The sequence below is a fragment of the Tengunoibacter tsumagoiensis genome (genome assembly GCF_003967535.1).
Taxonomy (GTDB): domain Bacteria; phylum Chloroflexota; class Ktedonobacteria; order Ktedonobacterales; family Ktedonobacteraceae; genus Tengunoibacter; species Tengunoibacter tsumagoiensis.
The window spans coordinates 665,112-684,367 of the sequence record NZ_BIFR01000002.1; the positions used below are offsets into that span (position 1 = coordinate 665,112).

General features: G+C 54.2%; 5 protein-coding genes (1 of these 5 only partly in view). 3 read left to right on the forward strand and 2 right to left on the reverse strand.

Features of this window, described 5'->3' with window-relative positions; genetic code table 11:
* The 3 genes from EL628_RS23245 to EL628_RS23255 form a co-directional block, all read left to right on the forward strand.
* Window positions 1-13,118, forward strand: the end of a protein-coding gene (locus EL628_RS23245; protein WP_161975703.1) for a non-ribosomal peptide synthase/polyketide synthase. 19,606 nt of this gene lie to the left of the window's left edge; 13,118 of the gene's 32,724 nt are visible here — the last part of the coding sequence; its start codon lies beyond the left edge, outside the window; it ends in the stop codon at window positions 13,116-13,118.
* Between the two features lie 12 nt (window positions 13,119-13,130).
* Window positions 13,131-14,339: a macrolide family glycosyltransferase gene (locus EL628_RS23250; protein ID WP_126582402.1), complete on the forward strand. Its 1,209-nt coding sequence runs from the start codon at window positions 13,131-13,133 to the stop codon at window positions 14,337-14,339.
* A 206-nt stretch (window positions 14,340-14,545) separates the two neighbouring features.
* Window positions 14,546-15,748 carry a macrolide family glycosyltransferase gene (locus EL628_RS23255; RefSeq protein ID WP_126582403.1) on the forward strand — a complete coding sequence of 401 codons (1,203 nt, stop codon included), beginning with the start codon at window positions 14,546-14,548 and terminating at the stop codon, window positions 15,746-15,748.
* Window positions 15,749-16,485: 737 nt separating this feature from the next.
* Here the strand turns inward: EL628_RS23255 and EL628_RS23260 are convergent.
* Window positions 16,486-17,916: an ABC transporter permease gene (locus tag EL628_RS23260; protein WP_126582404.1), complete on the reverse strand. Its 1,431-nt coding sequence runs from the start codon at window positions 17,914-17,916 to the stop codon at window positions 16,486-16,488.
* Window positions 17,917-17,936: 20 nt separating this feature from the next.
* The gene (locus EL628_RS23265) at window positions 17,937-18,872 is read right to left on the reverse strand and encodes an ABC transporter ATP-binding protein (protein ID WP_126582405.1); all 936 of its coding nucleotides are present in this window, start codon (window positions 18,870-18,872) and stop codon (window positions 17,937-17,939) included.
* Window positions 18,873-19,256 lie beyond the last annotated feature (384 nt).

Below are 19,256 nucleotides of genomic sequence, written 5' to 3' on the forward strand. Positions count from 1 at the left end.
ATGGGGTGCTGGAGTATGTGGGACGAGCGGATCAGCAGGTGAAGATCCGAGGCTATCGTATTGAGCTCGGCGAGATTGAGCAGGCCTTGAGACAGCAGGAGGCCCTTCGCGATGCTCTCGTGATCGTTCGAGAGGATCTTCCAGGAGTCAAGCGCTTAGTTGCCTATGTAATCATTCAGGATCAAGCACTCTTCAACTGGGAAACGATTCAGGCGAGCTTGCAGGAGCGTCTGCCTGAGTACATGGTGCCTGCGCTGCATGTAATGGTAGAGTCCTTCCCGCTGACGCCCAATGGCAAAGTGGATCGCCGCGCCCTGCCCGCACCGGAGTATGCGCATCTGGCGGATGCGCAGAGCTACGTCGCACCAGGAAATGAGCGCGAACAGCGGCTGGTCGAGATCTGGCAACAGGTCTTAGGAGTGGAACAGATTGGCGTCCATGACGATTTCTTTGCGCTGGGTGGTGACTCGATTTTGAGCCTGCAAGTGGCGGCCCGCGCACGCCAACAGGGATTTGTCCTGACCCCTCGCCAGCTCTTCCAATCTCCAACCATCGCTGAGCTGTCGGCCAGTCTGGTTGAGCAGGGAAGATACGAACTACCAGAGGCCGAGCAAGGTCTGGTGCAGGGCGAGGTGCCACTGACGCCGATTCAGCACTGGTTCTTTGAGCAGAATCAGCCTGACCCTCAGCACTGGAACCAGGCCATGCTCCTGCAGACCCCTGCGGAGCTCTCCTGGTCTGTGCTTGAACCAGCATTGCAGGCCCTCCAGCGTCAGCACGATGTCCTCCGACTCCGCTTTGCTCAAACAGCAGATAGCTGGCAAGCGACCCATACAACAGATCTTTCAATTCTACCAGCCAGTCGTATTGATCTCATAGCCATTCCTGAAGAGCAGCAGATTCGCGTCATGGAAGCCCTTGCCAATCAGATTCAGGCCAGCCTGGATCTGACCCATGGCCCCATCTGGCGTGCCGTCCATTTTCATCTCGGACCTGAGCAGGGTGGCCGATTGCTCCTGGTGATCCACCATCTGGCCGTCGATGGCGTCTCCTGGCGCATCCTGCTCGAAGATCTCCAGACAGCATACGAGCAGGGACAGCGTGGAGCATCGATCCAGCTGCCCGCCAAGACAACCTCCTGGCAACAATGGGTGCGTCACCTGGAGAGCTATGCCCAGAGCGAGGTCGTGAGCGACCAGCTGACCTACTGGCAGCAGCAAGCAACCATCCCGGTGGCCACGCTTCCGGTGGATCATCCAGAGGGCGAGAATCTGGTTGCCTCAGCTCAGAGCGTGCTGATCTCGTTGAGCCAGGCTGAGACACAGGCCCTGCTCCAGGAGGTGCCAGCAGCCTACCGAACCCAGATTAACGACGTCTTACTCACCGCACTGGCACAGGCCTTGCAACAGTGGACGGGAGAGCGCACCCATCGCATCAACCTGGAAGGGCATGGACGCGAAGATCTCTTTGCCGATGTTGATCTCTCGCGGACCGTCGGCTGGTTCACGAGCATCTATCCGGTCGTACTTCAGGGGAAGGGCAGTGATGCAGGGACGGCGCTCAAAACCATCAAAGAGCAATTGCGAGCCATCCCGTTGAATGGCATTGGCTATGGTCTGGCCTGCTATCTGCGTTCGGACAATGAGGGGTTGCGGCAGGCCACCACACCGCAGATCAGCTTCAACTACCTGGGCCAGTTTGACCAGACGTTTGCTCAGGCCACACTCTTTGCTCCGGCTTCAGAAGCATCTGGAACGCCGGTAAGTCCACGTGGACAGCGTGAGCATCTCATCGAGATTAATGGGAATATCAGTGGCGGGCAATTACATCTGGTGTGGACCTATAGCCAGCATATTCATGAGCGAGAGACGATCGATACGCTCGCACAGAGTTATCTAACAGCCTTGCGTCTGCTGATCGAGCATTGTCAATTGCCCACTGCTGGTGGCTATACCCCTTCAGATTTCCCACTGGCAAAGTTGAGCCAGGAACAACTGGATCTGATTGTTGGTAGTCAGCGTAATCTCGAAGCGATCTATCCGCTCTCGCCCTTGCAGCAGGGTCTGCTCTTCCAGAGCTTCTATGCTCCTGGAGAAGGTGATTACATTACGCAGGTTCAATTTACCTTCCAGGGAGAGCTTGATCAGGCAGCATTTATGGGGGCCTGGCAACAGGTTGTAGACCACTATGCGATTCTGCGAACGGCTTTCATGTATGAGGGTGTAGATACTCCTCTACAGGTTGTGTATCAGCAGGTGGCCATTCCTTTTGAAGCTCAGGATTGGCGGCTACTTTCTCCCACCGAACAAGAGGAACGGCTTCAGGCCTATCTGCACAGCGATCGCCAGCGCGGCTTTGCCCTGGATCAGGCCCCTCTCCAGCGCTTCTTACTGGTTCAAACGGCAGCCGAGCGGTACGAACTGCTCTGGACCCATCATCATCTCCTGCTGGATGGCTGGAGTCTGCCGATTGTCTTCCGATCTGTCTCAAGCTGTTACGAAGCGTTAGTGCGGGGGAGTGTTCATCAGTGGGATAGAAACCCGGCCTATCAACACTATATCGCCTGGCTACAGAGTCAGGAGGCTGATCGCGCTGAAGCCTTCTGGCGTGACTGGTTGGCCGATTTTGAGACCCCAACCTCTTTAGGCATAGAGCGGCCACAGGTCGATCAAGTCAGCGCGTATCCTCAGTATGGTGAACAGCAGGCTGAGCTCTCTCTTGAGCGAACAGAGGCATTGCAGTTGTTTGCGCGTCAGCAGCATCTGACCCTCAATACGCTGGTAATGGGAGCCTGGGCCCTGGTGCTCGCTCACTACAGCGGACAGGAGGATGTCGTCTTCGGCACCACCGTCTCGGGACGTCCACAGGAGGTAGAGGGCATTGAGCAGATGGTGGGGCTCTTCATCAACACCTTGCCGATGCGTGTGCGGCTCTCTCCCCAGACGTCCCTGCTCGACTGGCTCAAAGCGCTTCAGGAGCGACAGGCTGAGATGCGCCAATATGAATACAGCCCACTGGCCCAGATCCAGAGCTGGAGTGAGCTCCCTCGAGGCACCGCTCTGTTTGACAGCCTGTTTGTCTTTGAGAATTATCCTCTCGGAACCCCTCAAGTGACCGATGCAGGTAAGAGCCCCCTCACCATGAGCTCGTCACAGATTCATGAGCAGACCCATTATCCACTCACCTGTGTGGCTTTGCCCGGCAAACAGCTCGGCATCAAGCTCCTGTATGATGGCACCCGTTTTTCCGCTGCCACCAGCGCACGCTTGATCGAGCAGCTCGAGGTCGTACTGGCCGAACTGCTGCGTCAGCCGACGCAGCCATTGGCCCGGGTCTCGCTGCTTACCGCGCAGGAGCAGCAGTTGCTCCTGCACGAGTGGAATGCCACCCGCATCGACGTTACGACGGACCGTCTGGTCCATCAGCGGATCGAGATCCAGGCTGCATCCGCTCCTGATGCAATCGCGCTCGTCAGCCAGGATCAGCAGATGAGCTATGGGGAGCTCAATCGGCGTGCCAATCAGCTGGCTCATGTGTTGCAGCGTCAGGGGGTCGGACCAGAGGCCGTCGTTGGCGTCTGCCTGCCTCGCTCTGTGGAACTGATCGTCTGCCTGCTGGCGATCCTGAAAGCAGGCGGGGCGTATGTGCCGCTGGACCCCGCGTATCCCACCGAGCGGGTGCGGTTTCTGCTCCAGGATGCCGGAATGCGGCTGCTGGTGACGCAGCAAGCGCTCCGAGACCAGCATGATCCGCAGGGAGTGCCCGTGCTCTGCCTGGACACCGCCTGGACGAGCCTTGAGCGGGAGTCGGAGGCGAATCTGGACAGCGTCCTGTTCGCGGACCATCTGGCCTATCTCATCTACACCTCAGGTTCGACGGGCCTGCCCAAAGGGGTCCAGATCAGCCAGGGGAGCCTGCTCAATCTGGTCACCTGGCATCAGCGCCGCTATGAGCTCAGCGCCAGCGATCGCAGCACGCAGCTGGCCAGTCTGGCCTTTGATGCCAGCGTCTGGGAGATCTGGCCCACGCTGACGGCTGGAGCCTGTCTGACGCTGCCGACGGAAGAGACGCGGCTCTCGCCCTGGCTGCTGATGCAGTACTTCCATGAGCAGCAGATCACGAGCAGTTTTGTGCCGACGCCGATCACGGATCGCCTGTTGGAACTGGACTGGCCTGAGTCGATCGCGTTGCGGTCGCTGTTAACCGGCGGCGACACGCTGCATCAACGTCCTCCAGCAGGAGCACGCTGGACACTGATCAATCATTATGGTCCCACCGAAGCGACCGTGGTGGCCAGTGCAGGCGTGGTGCCCGCAGAGGAGACCGGAGCTCGTCCGTCCATCGGAACCCCGATCGCCAATACGCAGGTCTATATCTTGAATGCATCGCTGCAACTGGTGCCGATGGGAGGCGTTGGGGAACTGTGGCTGGCAGGGGTGGGTCTGGCGCGTGGGTATGTGGGCCGACCGGAACTGACGGCAGAGCGGTTTATACCTCATCCCTATAGCGAAGAGCCCGGGGCGCGGCTGTATCGAACGGGGGATCTGGTGCGTTGGGGAGCGGATGGGGCGCTGGAGTATGTGGGTCGAGCAGATCAGCAGGTGAAGGTGCGAGGCTATCGGATCGAACTGGGGGAGATCGAGACGGCGCTGGGGCAGCAGGAGGAGATTCGGGAGGCGGTGGTGCTGGCGCGAGAGGATCAGCCAGGAGTGAAGCGGCTGGTGGCGTATGTGGTGCCCCGAGAGCCAGAGGGGTTCCGGTGGGAGGTGATGCAGGCTCGCTTGCAGGAGCGCTTGCCCGAGTATATGGTGCCAGCGCTGGCAGTGGTCCTGGAAGCCTTCCCGTTGACGACTAATGGGAAGATTGATCGACGGGCATTGCCCGCGCCGGAGTATGGACATCTGGTGGGGACGGAGAGCTATGTGGCCCCGCGTACTGAGCAGGAGCAGCAACTGGCAGCGATCTGGCAGCAGGTCTTAGGAGTAGAGCAGATTGGCGTGCATGACAACTTCTTTACCCTGGGTGGCGATTCCATCTTAAGCATCCAGATCGTCGTTCGTGCTCGTCAGCAGAACCTGCACCTGACTCCACGCCAGCTCTTCCAGCAGCCTACGATTGCTGCACTGGCAGCCGATCTAGCGCAGAGAGATGAGTCTGGTTCCGCTAGAAGCGAGCTGGATGCCATTCATGAGATAGTGCCGAACACCTTATTGTCCCTCGCTGACGGATATACACCAGCACATTTCCCGCTGGCTCGACTGAGTCAGGAGCAACTGGATCTGATCGTTGGCGGCAGACGCGATATCGAAGCGATCTACCCGCTCTCTCCCTTGCAGCAGGGTCTGGTCTTCCAGAGCCTGTACGCTCCTGGAGAGGGAGATTATATTACGCAGGTTCACCTGACATTGCATGGAGAGCTCGACAGCGAGGCCTTTGGAGCCGCCTGGCAGGCCGTGGTACAGCGTCACTCCATCCTGCGCACCTCTTTTGTGTGGGAAGAGGTTGAGGAGCCGGTTCAGATCGTGTATCAGCAGGTTACGCTGCCCTATGAGGTCTGGGATTGGCGCTCTATTCCAGAGCAGGACCGACAGGAGCGTCTGAGGGCCGCACGCCAGGATCAGCGCCTGCAAGCGCTTCCGCTCGAGCAGGCTCCTTTGATGCGGCTGCATCTGATCCGCATGGAGGAGGAACACTACGAACTGACCTGGACCCATCATCACCTCCTGCTGGATGGCTGGAGCCTGCCGATCGTGCTCAAGGAGGTCTTCGAGCAGTATCAAGCGCTGCTGGCCGGGGTTACCCTGGCGTGGGAACCGGCTCGCCCCTATCAGAGCTATATCGCCTGGATTCAGCGGCAGGATGCCCAGCAGGCAGAAACCTTCTGGCGGCGCACCCTGGCGGACTTTACCAGCCCGACGGTGTTGCAGCTCCCCAGTCCACAGGAGCCAGCCGATCCAGCGCAGCGCTATGGCGAGCTCCAGCAGCTCCTGTCGCAAGAAGAGACGCAGCGACTGAACGCCTTTGTGCGCCAGCAGCGATTGACACTCAATACGCTGCTGCTGGGAGCCTGGGCGGTCGTGCTGGCTCGCTTCAGTGGGCAAGACGATGTGCTCTTTGGAACCACCGTGGCCGGTCGACCGCTGGAGATCGCGGGGATAGAGCAGATGGTGGGGCTCTTCATCAATACGTTGCCGATGAGGATCAAGCTACCCGCGCAGATGGAGCTGCTGCCGTGGTTCACGGAGCTACAAGAGCAGCAGAGTGCGATGCGGCAGTACGAATATAGCTCGTTAGGTCAGATCCAGAGCTGGAGCGAACTGGCACCGGGAACGGCCCTGTTTGACAGCCTGTTTGTCTTCGAAAACTACCCACTGGGCCAGGCAGAGCGGCAGACAGGGAAGCAGCAGCTAAGCATGACAGCTCTCCAGGCAACTGGCCAGACTCACTATCCGCTCTCCTTAATGGTCATGCCGGGTCAGCAACTGGGCTTTGAGTTGCTCTATGATCAGGGCCGGTACACCTCGATCCAGATGCACCGGCTGCTGGGACATCTGCACGAGGTTCTGCAACAGATCCTGACCGCCACAACCACCCGTGTGGGGAGCCTCGCGCCGCTCACACAGACGGAACACCGACACCTGACGCAGGAGTGGAATGCCACACACGCGACCTATCCAACCGATTCCAGCCTGCATCAACTGGTAGAAGCCCAGGCGCAGCGCAGCCCGGATGCCATCGCCCTGGTCTCTGAGGAGCAGCAGCTCAGCTATGGGGAGCTGGATCGGCGGGCTACGCTGCTGGCTCATCGACTCCAGCAGCGTGGCATCGGACCCGAAGGACTGGTGGGTGTCTGTCTGACGCGCTCGCTCGACATGGTTGTGGCCGTGATGGGCGTGCTCAAAGCTGGTGGGGCGTATGTCCCGCTCGATCCCGCCTATCCAGCCGAGCGACTGGCCTTCCAGCTCACCGATGCACAGATCCGTCTGCTGCTCACTCAGGAGAGCCTGCTGGAACAGCTCCCGCATAAGGGTATCGAGGTCATCACCCTTTCCGGCGACTGGATCGGGTCCGACGAGCCTGCTCCATCGCACGTCGCAAGCGGCAGCCGACCGGAGCACCTGGCATATGTGATCTATACCTCGGGCTCGACGGGACGACCCAAAGGCGTGGCGATCACGCATCAGAGTGCGGTGAACCTGCTCTACTGGGCACAGGAGACCTTTGCTGCGGAGGCATTGCAGCGGGTCCTGGCCTCGACCTCGCTCTGCTTTGACCTCTCGATCTATGAGCTCTTTGTGCCGCTCGCTTTCGGAGGGACCGTCATCCTGGTGGAGAATGCGTTGACCTTCCCCACGCAGGCCGGGCATCAGCAGGTGACGCTGATCAACACGGTGCCCTCTGCCATTGCGGAGCTGCTGCGAGGAGGACAGATTCCAGGCTCGGTGCACACGATCAATCTGGCCGGAGAGGCGCTCTCTGCCAGTCTGGTTGCGCAGCTCTATGCGCAGACGACGGTGGAGCAGATCTACAATCTCTATGGTCCCACCGAAGACACAACCTACTCAACCTGGGCGCTTCTGTCAGCGGAGGCGTCTGGGAGCGCACCGATCGGACGGGGACGCGCTAATACGCAGGCCTATGTACTGGATGCGCACTCTCATCTGGTGCCAGTGGGAGTGATTGGGGAACTGTACCTGGCGGGTGCAGGACTGGCGCGTGGGTATATAGGCCGACCGGAGCTGACGGCAGAGCGGTTTGTGCCCCATCCATTCAGCGAGCAGCCGGGAGCACGACTGTATCGAACGGGAGATCTGGTGCGCTGGCGAGAGGATGGGCAGCTGGAGTATGTGGGGAGGGTGGATCAGCAGGTGAAGGTGCGGGGTTATCGCATCGAGCTGGGCGAGATCGAGACGGCGCTGGATCAGCAGGAGGCGATTCGTGAGGCGGTTGTGCTGGTGCGGGAGAGCGCGTCTGGCGTCAAGCAGCTGGTCGCGTATGTGGTGCCCAATCATCCAGAGCACTTCGATTGGGAGCAGATTCGTGCGGGACTTCAGGAGCGGCTGCCGGACTACATGGTGCCTGCAGTGCATGTGGTTCTGGAAGCCTTCCCATTGACCCCCAACGGCAAGATTGATCGACGTGCCTTGCCAGCTCCTGACTACATTCATCTGGCCGACGCTCAGAGCTATGTCGCATCCAGGAACGAACGCGAGCAGCGGCTGGTCGAGATCTGGCAGCAGGTCTTAGGGATTGAGCAGATAGGTATCCATGACAACTTCTTTGCGCTGGGTGGTGACTCGATCTTGAGCCTGCAAGTTATTGCACGAGCCAGGCAGCAGGGGCTGATCCTGACTCCACGCCTGCTCTTCCAATACTCCACCATTGCCGAACTGGCGGCTAATCTAACGGAGCAGGGAATACATGAGCGACTGGCTGCCGAGCAGGGTCTGGTTCAGGGTGAGGTGCCACTGACCCCGATCCAGCACTGGTTCTTTGAGCAGAACCAGCCTGATCCTCAGCACTGGAACCAGGCGATGCTCTTGCAGACAGCCGCTGATCCATCCCTTCTGGCCCTGGCACTGACTTCGCTCATTAGACAACATGACGCCTTGCGGCTCCGCTTCCAGCGAACCACTACTGGATGGATGCAAACGCATACAATCGAAGCCGACCGGATTCCTCTGCTAGCGATTGACCTGACAGCGATTGCAGAGGAAGAGCAGAAGAGCGTCCTCGAAGCGCTTGCCGATCAGATCCAGGCCAGCTTACACCTTACGAACGGACCTCTGTTGCGAGCCGTCTACTTTCATTTGGGCCAGCAGCAGGGCAGCAGGTTATTACTGGCGATCCATCATCTAGTGATTGATGGCGTCTCCTGGCGCGTCTTGCTCGAGGACCTGCAAACCGCTTACGAACAATTGCGTCGCAGTCAGCAGGTGCAACTGCCAGCAAAAACAACGTCATGGCAGCACTGGGCCAGCCATCTCCAGAGCTATGCACAGAGTGAGGCAATGGATCCGCATCTGAACTACTGGCAGCAGCAAGCAAGCATCCCAGTGGCAACCCTTCCAGTGGATCATCGAGAAGGCGAGAATCTGGTCACTTCAGCCCGAAGCGTCCTGATCTCCCTGAGCCAGACCGAGACCCAGGCCCTGTTGCAGGAGGTACCAGCCGCCTATCGGACCCAGATCAACGACGTCCTGCTTACCGCGCTGGCCCAGGCTTTACAGCAGTGGACCGGACAGAATAACCATTGTATCAACCTGGAGGGGCATGGGCGAGAGGATCTCTTTGCCGATGTCGATCTCTCGCGCACCGTAGGCTGGTTTACCAGCCTGTACCCTCTGGTCCTGTGCCTGCCCACCAGCAACCCGCAGCATCCTGCAACAGCGCTCAAAGCGATCAAAGAGCAGTTGCGTGCTATTCCAGCTCATGGCATTGGCTACGGATTGGCCCGCTACCTGCGTCTGGATGATGAAACGAGCGCGAGCTTGCAGCAGGCTACGCCATCCCAGATGAGTTTCAACTACCTGGGTCAATTTGATCAGACAATTGCCCAGACGGCCCTCTTTGGTCCGGCAGCAGAGTCGCCCGGGAGACTGTTTAGCCCCAATGGACATCGCGAGCATCTCATTGAGGTCAATGGAAGTATCAGCGGCGGGCAACTGCATCTGGTATGGATCTATAGTCAGCATATTCATGAGCAAGAGACCATCAATGCCCTGGCTCAAAGCTATCTAAAGGCATTACAGGCCATCATCGCCCATTGTCAGCAACCTACCGCAGGCGGCTATACTCCGTCCGACTTCCCGCTGGCAAAACTGAGCCAGCAGCAGTTGGATACTATCAGTGGCGGCCAGCGGGAGATCGAGGCCATCTATCCGCTCTCCCCTTTGCAACAGGGCTTACTCTTCCAGAACTTGTACGCGCCTGGTGAGGGTGATTATATTACCCAGATCCACGTGAGCTTGCAGGGGCCTCTGGATCTGGCAGCTTTTATGGCGTCCTGGCAGCATGTCATACAGCGGCATGCTATCTTGCGGACCGCTTTTATCTGGGAGGATGTTGATGAGCCACAACAAGTGGTCTATCAGCAGATCACCTCGCCATTCTTCTATCTAGATTGGCGGTCAGAGCCGAATTCAGAAGATCTGGCAGCGCGTCTGCAATCCCATCTACAGCAGGAGCGTTTGCAGGGATTCGCACTTCATCAGGCTCCATTGATGAAGCTTACATTGATCCAGGTAGCCGAGGAGCGCTACGAGTTCGCCTGGACCCATCACCATCTCTTACTGGATGGTTGGAGCCTACCCCTTGTTCTCAACGAAGTATTTGGCCACTATATCTCCTCGATCAGGGGCATATCCGTAGATCTGGAGCCAATCCAGCCCTATCAAAACTATATCGCCTGGCTCCAGCGGCAAGACCTGAGTCAGGCCGAAACATTCTGGCGGGAGAGCCTGCGTGACTTCTCATCACCAACATTGTTAAGTATAGATGCAGCAGCGAGTAACGCAGTCAGAGCTCCCAGAAAACGAGAAAACCAGGAACTGTCCCTCTCATTTGAGCAGACCCAGGCGCTCCAAAAATTTGCCCGAGAGCAGCACCTGACGCTCAACACATTGGTGCAAGGCGCATGGGCCTTGTTATTGGCAGGCTATAGCGGTCAGCGTGATATTGCCTTTGGCTCGGTTGTTGCAGGACGACCTCCAGAGGTCAGGGGCGTTGAAGGCATGATCGGTCTCTTTGTGAATACTCTGCCAATGCGCATACGTGTGCAGCCTGATGTGCAGATAGTGCCATGGTTGCAGGGCATACAAGAGCAGCAGAGCCAGATGCAGCAATTTGAGTATAGCCCCCTGGCGCAGGTACAGGGATGGAGCGCTATTCCACGTGGAGTGCCACTGTTCGAGAATCTGTTTGTCTTTGAAAATTATCCTATCGTGCGGCGTGAGCAGGGCGAACAGATCACTCTGGCTCTGGCAGATGTGAAAGTGGTTGAGCAGACGCACTATCCACTGGCCCTGTATGCGATACCAGGGCAGGAGTTTCATCTGAGAGTCGTGTATGATAATCAACGCTACTCAACGCAGGCGATGCACCGTCTCCTCCAGAATCTACGAACGGTATTGGAAGAGATTGTCAGGCAGCCAGCGCAGAACATAGCGACAGTCTCGCTGCTCCAGCCAGACGAACGTGCAACAATACTAGAAACGTGGAATGCGACCACCACGGACTATCCGCGAACTGCCACGCTTCAGCAGCTCTTTACCACACAGGCAGAGTTGACGCCTGACGCCATTGCGCTGGTTTATGAACAAACAGCTATAAGTTATGCAGAACTCAATCGCCGCACAAACCAGCTGGCTCGGTACTTACAGCGAGGTGGATTGCAGCCCGAGGGCCTCATCGGAGTCTGCATGCATCGCTCTATAGAGATGATTATCGGCATCCTGGGTATCCTCAAAGCAGGAGGGGCTTATGTTGCACTTGACCCACTCTATCCACGGGAGCGGCTTGATTTCCAGATTGCCGATGCTGGCATTCAATTGCTGTTAACCCAACAAGCATTGCTTGGACATGTGAGCATGGAACCGCAGCAGTGCCTCTGTCTGGATAGCGCATGGGCAGAGATAGAGCAGGAGGCAAGTGATGATCTAAACATCGTCGTAGATCCTCTCCAACTGGCTTATATTATCTATACCTCGGGCTCGACAGGGCTGCCAAAGGGCGTCTCTGCCACCCATCAGGCCACGTTGAACCGGCTCGCCTGGATGTGGCAGACCTACCCATTCACGCCTGGAGAGGTATGTTGTCAGAAAACGTCTCTCAACTTTGTCGATTCTATCTGGGAGATCTTCGGGCCACTGTTGAAAGGATGCACATTGGCCTTGATTGCCGACCAGCATGTCAAAGATCCCTGGCAATTTGTGCAACAACTGGCCGAACAGAGCGTTACCCGCCTGGTAGTCGTACCTTCCTTGCTTGCCACCCTGCTCGAAGCCATTCCAGATCTAGCAGACCAGGTTCCGCATCTAAAGTGGTGGACCACCAGTGGAGAAGCATTGCCAGCCTCGTTGTATCTTCGCTTCAGCACTCAGTTACCGGGTAGGACATTACTGAACCTGTACGGTTCATCAGAGATCTCGGCAGATGCAACCTCCTGGCTGGTAGATACAGAAGCCAGCTCTATACCGATAGGACGGCCAATCGCCAATATGCGCGTCTATGTCCTTGATCAGTCGTTGCAGCCGGCCTCGGTAGGCGTTGCAGGCGAGATATATGTAGCGGGCGATGGCCTGACCCGAGGGTATATCCATGCCCCTCATCTCACCGCAGAGCGTATTCTCCCCGACCTGTACAGTCCAATTCCTGGACAGAGAATGTATCGCACAGGAGACCTGGGAAGATTTTTAGCAGATGGCGTGCTGGAGTATCTGGGCCGGGCCGATCAGCAAGTGAAACTTCGTGGTTATCGTATCGAGTTGGGCGAAGTAGAGAATGTCCTCCTCTCGCATCCACAAGTGCGGGAGTGTGTTGTCATTGCACGCCAGGATGAGACTGGCGATAAACGCCTGCTCGCCTATGTCGTCGCTCATAGCAACGACATAGCTGCCAGCGACCTGCGTCATTATCTGGCAGAGCGATTGCCCGACTACATGCTCCCGGCAGCGTTTATTCACCTGGACTCCCTACCATTACTGCCCAACGGCAAAATCAACCGTCATGCCCTCCCTGATTCCACAGGTGAGATCGCCGCATCAAACCAGAGCTTTGATCCGCCACGCACCGTCGTTGAGAGCCTCATCGCTGGCTATTGGAGCGAGCTTTTGCATGTGGAGCGCGTTGGCAGAAATGATAACTTCTTCATTATTGGTGGTCATTCGCTCCTGGCTACACGTCTGCTCTCCTGGATACGGAAAGTCTTTATGGTTGCTCTCCCTCTACGCAGCCTGTTTGAAGCACCTACAGTTGCAGAGATAGCGCAATTATTGATCCAGTATGAGAAGAGTCCAGGCCAGATCGAGAAAATCGCCAGATTACGCCAAAAAATCGCACAGATGTCTGAGAACGAGGTACGAGCTCAATTAAAATCACCCAAAATGAGAAAAGGATAAGGAAAAAGCGTTATGACAAAGTTTCTCTATTGTGCACCTCCCAGGTATGGGCATGTTGTGCCTATGCTGGCTATCGTAAAAGAAATGATCGAGCAGGGAGCGGAGATCACCTACTTTTGTACCGAACAGTTTGCAGAAGCTATCCAGGAGACAGGAGCAACATTTAAACCCTACAAAACCACTCTCATCGAAGATGCTCATATGCAGAATATCGCCGAGCTTGACTTTGAATCTTCAGATCCAACCGTTAACGAGAGCTTCTACGTCCTGCCACAGCTTATCGAAGTCGCGCGGGCAGAGAAAGCCGACTGCCTGATCTACGACGATTTTTGTTTATGGGGAAGAATCCTGGCGCAAATCCTGCGATTGCCCGCCATCATCATGTTGAGCTCTTACGCTCGAAACGAGCAATTCAACCACTTTGATTATTTTCGAAAGCGCTTACAGATAGATATCCCAACCATTATCGCCACTGAAGACGTACGCCAGAGCCTCGTAAAATTATGCGAGACATATAAGATAGAGCCATTCCCTTTTGAAGATATCTTCTTTCATACGGAGCCGCTAAACCTGATCCGCATTCCACGGGAATTCCATCCAATGGGCGAGACCTTTGACGAGAAACGCTTTAAATTTGTTGGATCAACGATTCGCTCGCATGAAGACATTGGCGATTTTCCACTGGATCGGCTGAGCAAGGAGCCAGTTTTATTTGCCACATTGGGGACCGTATTTACCGAAGTTTCGGGGATGTTTGATCTCTTCCTGAGCGCCTTTGGTCATCAATCCCAACAACTGGTCATCGCCATAGGAAAAAACATTGATCCCAGTGTGTTTGGACCACTACCTGAAAATGTCATCCTTCATCCGCATGTGCCACAACTGACACTATTGCGGCATACGGACATCTTCATCAGCCATGGCGGATTGAATGGCGTCATGGAGGCCCTGGCCAACGGAGTACCAATGATCGCCATTCCACAGGTTGGAGATCAGGTTGCCACCGCCTTTCGTCTGCAAGAATTGAAATTGGGCATCATGCTTGATCCATCAATCGTCACTGTGCACACCTTGAGGACAGCTATCTCAATCTTAAAGAAAGATCCCGCATATCGTGCCAATGCTCAGCGCATGCAAAAGATCGTGCAGCAGCTAAACGGTGCCCGAGATGCTGCCAGGGAGATCCTCGATTATAGCCATTCACTCTTTGTTAACAAGTAAAACAGAATGAGCATTGGTACGAAGATTAGAGCCATTCACTCTTTGTTAACAAGTAAAACAGAATGAGCATTGGTACGAAGATTAGAGCCATTCACACCGGATCAACAAGTAAAACAGAATGAGCATTGGTACGAAGATTAGAGCCATTCACACCGGATCAACAAGTAAAACGGAACGAGCATCGGCATGAATAAACAGGAGTTGCCATGAAAAAGTATCTCTTTTGTGCGCCCCCACGCTATGGGCATGTGAATCCAACGCTTGCCATCATCAAAACACTGGTTGCTCAGGGAGCTGAAGTTGTCTATTTCTGTACAGAGATGTTTGCAGGGATCGTTCAATCCGCAGGAGCAACCTTCAGACCCTATCTTTCAACCAACCTCGAACTGGCTACAGACCCAACAGCCTCCCTGGAATCCTCAGACCCCATCATTAATGAGTGTTTTTACGTCTTCCCACAGATTGTGGAGCTAGCACGATTGGAGCATGCTGATTGTATTGTGTATGATGAGATCTGCCTGTGGGGAAGAATGTTAGCCGAGACATTACACCTTCCGGCCATCAAATACATGACAACCTACGCCAGAAATGAGCATTTTAGTTATCAAACGTACGCCAATAAATTCAGGAACATGTATTTCCCGGCCACCCTTGTTGCCTCAGATGTGCGCAAAGGACTGGAGCGTTTCTGTGCCACCTATAATATCACCCCATCAATTACCTATGAAAACATCTTCTTACATGCCGAGCCGCTCAACATCGTCTTCATGCCACGTGCATTCCATCCATTGGAAGAGACCTTCGATCAAGAGCGCTTCAAGTTTGTCGGACCGCCCATTCGTACCGAGGATAGCCCGACAAATTTCCCGGTGGATAAGCTGAGCAACCAACCAGTTATCTACGCCTCACGAGGAACAGTATATAACACCATTGCTGGAATTATTGATATCTTCTTAAACGCCTTTGGGCACAGAGAGCAACAACTGGTCGTAGCGCTCGGCCCCCACATCGACCCCCGTGTCTTTGGACCATTGCCAGAGAACGTGTTGTTGCATGCACAGATTCCACAATTGACAGTATTGCGCCACACAGACATTTTTATTACGCATGGCGGAATGAACAGCACCATGGAAGCACTGGCGAACGGAGTCCCAATGGTCGTCTTTCCCCATTCAGGAGAGGAAAGCGCCACCGCCTACCGAATCCAGGAATTGAAGCTCGGCATCGCAATTGATCATAACTCAATGACCGTACACACATTGAGAACCGCCGTCGAGACCATCCAGAACGACCCTGAGTATCGTCTCAATGCCCGGCGTATGCAGCACATCCTCCAACAAACAACCGCCGTACAGGATGCAGTTCAAGAGATAACAGCCTATGGCCAAAAAACTGTGGCGCATACATAATCTGTTCTGGCTGAACTTTTTTGATAAGTTCAGCCAGGCCTTGTTTATCTAAGTGAGATGTGGTGGGTAATAGTGAAGGAAGACCAATAGTTTGAGTAAATAAATGTATGAATGCGTCATCTGTTTGCCGCGTGTCAGATTGTCCTATAGTTAGGAATCTGCAAGTTGCTGCATCTAAATCCATGTGCGTTGTTGAAGATCCATTAGAAGAAAAATCTATCGTGTAATGTAATCCTCCGTAGCTGCTTGTCAAGCAGTTGCTCGTCCCTTTAGGGGGTGAAGGTAAGCTTAGTGCGGCATTGTAGAGAGTCTGCAGTTGTTTTTTATCGGTAATGATCCTTTGGAAAGCTGAAAGATGCAGCATTGGCGGTGCACTACGAGTTACACGTAACATGGTCGGCTGCACCGTTGTTGCTTGTGTTGATCCAATTGAACTACAGCTAACAAGCAAGATCAGATAAAGACAAGCCATGCATCTGATAATGTATTTCATTTGGTCTCCTTTCAATGTTGGCCCTTCAGGTTATCTCTGCGTGTAAATTCCAGATCCGCTGAATTTTGGGATTTACAGAAATCAGTCTCAGGAGACAGCTCCTCTCTCTTTCTAGCTCATAGCCTCTGCTGCTTCTGCGAGAAATGGAACGTCCTGTTGATAGAAAACAACATACCATACAAACACAGCCTCCGCACAAATTGTACGGAGGCTGTGTTTGTATGTAAAGAGTAGAGCTGTAAAATCAGCTGCGAGAGATTCTTGTTAATGCCTGTCTGATGGTTAGCTTTTGTCCATACATCAGAATACCAAAGCGATAAATTCGGGCAGCGATGATGGCACAGACAATATTAGAGACGATCATGAGCAGGATGCTGAGCACAATCTCCCACCAGAAGGCCGTCTGACTGGCGATACGAACCAGCATCACCGTTGGTGTCCAGAAAGGAATGTAGGAGATCACCTTGACCCAGGCTGCCTGTGGAGTACCGACGGCGAAAAAGCTCACAACATAGCCTGTCGTAAAGAGCCAGGTCAAAGGCGAGATGGCCGACTGCACCTCGTCCTGACGATTAACCAGTGCCCCCACTGCCGCAAAGAGGGTGGCAAAGAGAATGAAGCCCAGGACAAAGTAGATGAGCACAAACAAGAGCAGCGTCAGAGAAGAGCCCGTTAAGGTCAGATTGAAACTGGACGCTGCCGTTGCATTACCCAGTAAAGCGTTTTTAAGGGGTGTTTGCAATAATAAGACACCGATCGCAACGGCAACCAGACAGACCATCTGGGTGAGACCAGCCAGACCGATACCAATAATTTTGCCAATCATGAGCTGTAAAGGCGTGGCAGCATTGACGAGGATCTCAACAATGCGATTGCCCTTCTCTTCCGCCACGCCCTGTGCAACTCCAGCACCATACATGAATACAGACATGAAAATGAGTACAACACCTGCCATGCTCAGAATAAGAGCCGTTGTCGAATCGCTCTCGGAGAGATTGCTCTGATAGGTATTGATAATGCTCAGATCCGCTGGTGCGAACAGGTTCTGGGCCTGAGTACTGGTCAGGCCCAGGCGGGCGGATTTATCGAGCAGGTTCAATTGTTCGACGAGAGCCTGAACCTGTGCCTGGGCAGGATCGACGGTATTTGAGCTTGTGGTATTTGTTTTGTTATAAAGCGTAATATGAAGATCTTGATTTGCCGGGCGATCAAGCACCAGCAAAATGGGCAGACTACCATCCTTGACCTTTTTTTGCAGGTCGGAGCTTTCATTCGAGGCATGTGCAGTCACAACGAAATGGGATGTGCTGGTGGTATTTTGTGTTTTCCCACCATTCAGGCTGGTATTCATATAGTGAACCAGATCGTCGTTGGACATATTTGCCACTGAGCCAACGTTATTTACCAGCCCTATCTGCGTTTGTGAGTTGGAGGTGGCGAGAAAGTATTGAAGGAAGGTTGGTACACAGATACCAATCGCCATGAGGATCAGGATAATAATGGTCGTGATTCGATACGTTGGCGTGTTTACACGGCCCTTATATTCACGCTCAATAATCAGGCCGACATTGCGAGCCAGAGAATGCCTGGCTGCATTATCTGAACTTATGATGACGTTGCTTTGCTGTGATGGAGACTTCTCTTGTGCATCCGCAGGCGTGGATTGCTTTAACATGAAGCTTTTTTCCCTTTTGTTTAGGCTGAAACAGTAGAAACTGCATCAGGCAATGCGATTTTACCGACTGTCTCGATGAAAATGTCAGTCAACGATGGCGCGACAAGTTCAAAACGCACAATAATGCCGTTATGGCGTAGTGCAGCCTCAACAATGGCATTCGGATTGAGGTTAGCCTGGATATCCATCTCAATATAGTCCTGGCGTCTTTTCGTTACATGGACTCCGGCCAATGTATCCAGCCAGAGCGCCTCTGGATCGTTCTCAAGCTTTAAACGAACGATGTTACGCCCGTGTTGGCGTTTTACGTCCTGAACGCTCCCATGTGTGACAATTTCGCCTTTGTTGATGATGACAATGTCCTCGCACATCTCCTCAACTTGTTCCAACTGGTGAGTCGAAAAGATAATGGTTTTTCCTCGACGGTGCATTTCTAAGAAGGCTTCTTTCAGGACATTGGCGTTAACGGGATCAAGGCCGCTGAATGGCTCATCCATGATCAGGATATTGGGGTTGTGTAATACGGCAGCGAGAAACTGCACCTTTTGCTGATTGCCTTTGGACAGTTCTTCAACTCTTTTTTTTCGATTGGCATTGATCTGAAAGCGCTCCAGCCATTCATCCAATGTCGTTTTTGCCGCCTGTTTGGAGAGGCCGTTCAGGCGAGCCAGGAATAAGAGCTGCTCTTCAACGGTCATTTTGGGGTACAGTCCGCGTTCCTCGGGGAGGTAGCCCCATTCTCTGCGTGGCACTTCATGGACCGGGCGGCCATTCCAGGTGATCTGACCTGTATCTGGACGAAAAATATCGAGGATCATACGCATAGTCGTGGTTTTTCCCGCCCCATTTGCGCCCAAAAATCCGAAAATGGTGCCTTCTTTGACTTCCATTGAGAGATCTTTGATGGCTTGAAACTGGGCAAATGACTTGCTGATATGCTCAACTATAAGTCCCATATCTATTTCCTTTTGCTGGTATCACGTTATTTCATTCCCAATTCTAAACTATACCCTGGAGCACAGCCGTTTACAACCAATTGCTAGAGTAATTTGACAGGCTATTCTGCCCTTTTTTAGGTAGAACATAAGTTCTCTTTTGTCTGGCAAAAAAGGGGATGATATGATGTCCTCTTTGTGTTGTTTTGCGCATGTTGCTGCCCCTTCACTACTCCAAGAATGGTAGAAATACGCTGTAGAAATACTCTTCACTTTCGTTGTATGGGCCTATTTTCTCATGTATAGTTCCCTCAGAGCAATATCTTTTCCGGGGAGTGAAAAGAGAGATAACGCCCTCAACTGTTTTGTCCCATTGAAGTTGCATAAAAAGGGAAGAGGTTTGTA

Coding starts and splice junctions, on each gene's coding strand:
- EL628_RS23255 (WP_126582403.1), top strand. CDS start 14,546: ATGAAAAAGTATCTCTTTTGTGCGCCCCCACGCTATGGGCATGTGAAT.
- EL628_RS23260 (WP_126582404.1), bottom strand. CDS start 17,916: ATGTTAAAGCAATCCACGCCTGCGGATGCACAAGAGAAGTCTCCATCA.
- EL628_RS23265 (WP_126582405.1), bottom strand. CDS start 18,872: ATGGGACTTATAGTTGAGCATATCAGCAAGTCATTTGCCCAGTTTCAA.
- EL628_RS23250 (WP_126582402.1), top strand. CDS start 13,131: ATGACAAAGTTTCTCTATTGTGCACCTCCCAGGTATGGGCATGTTGTG.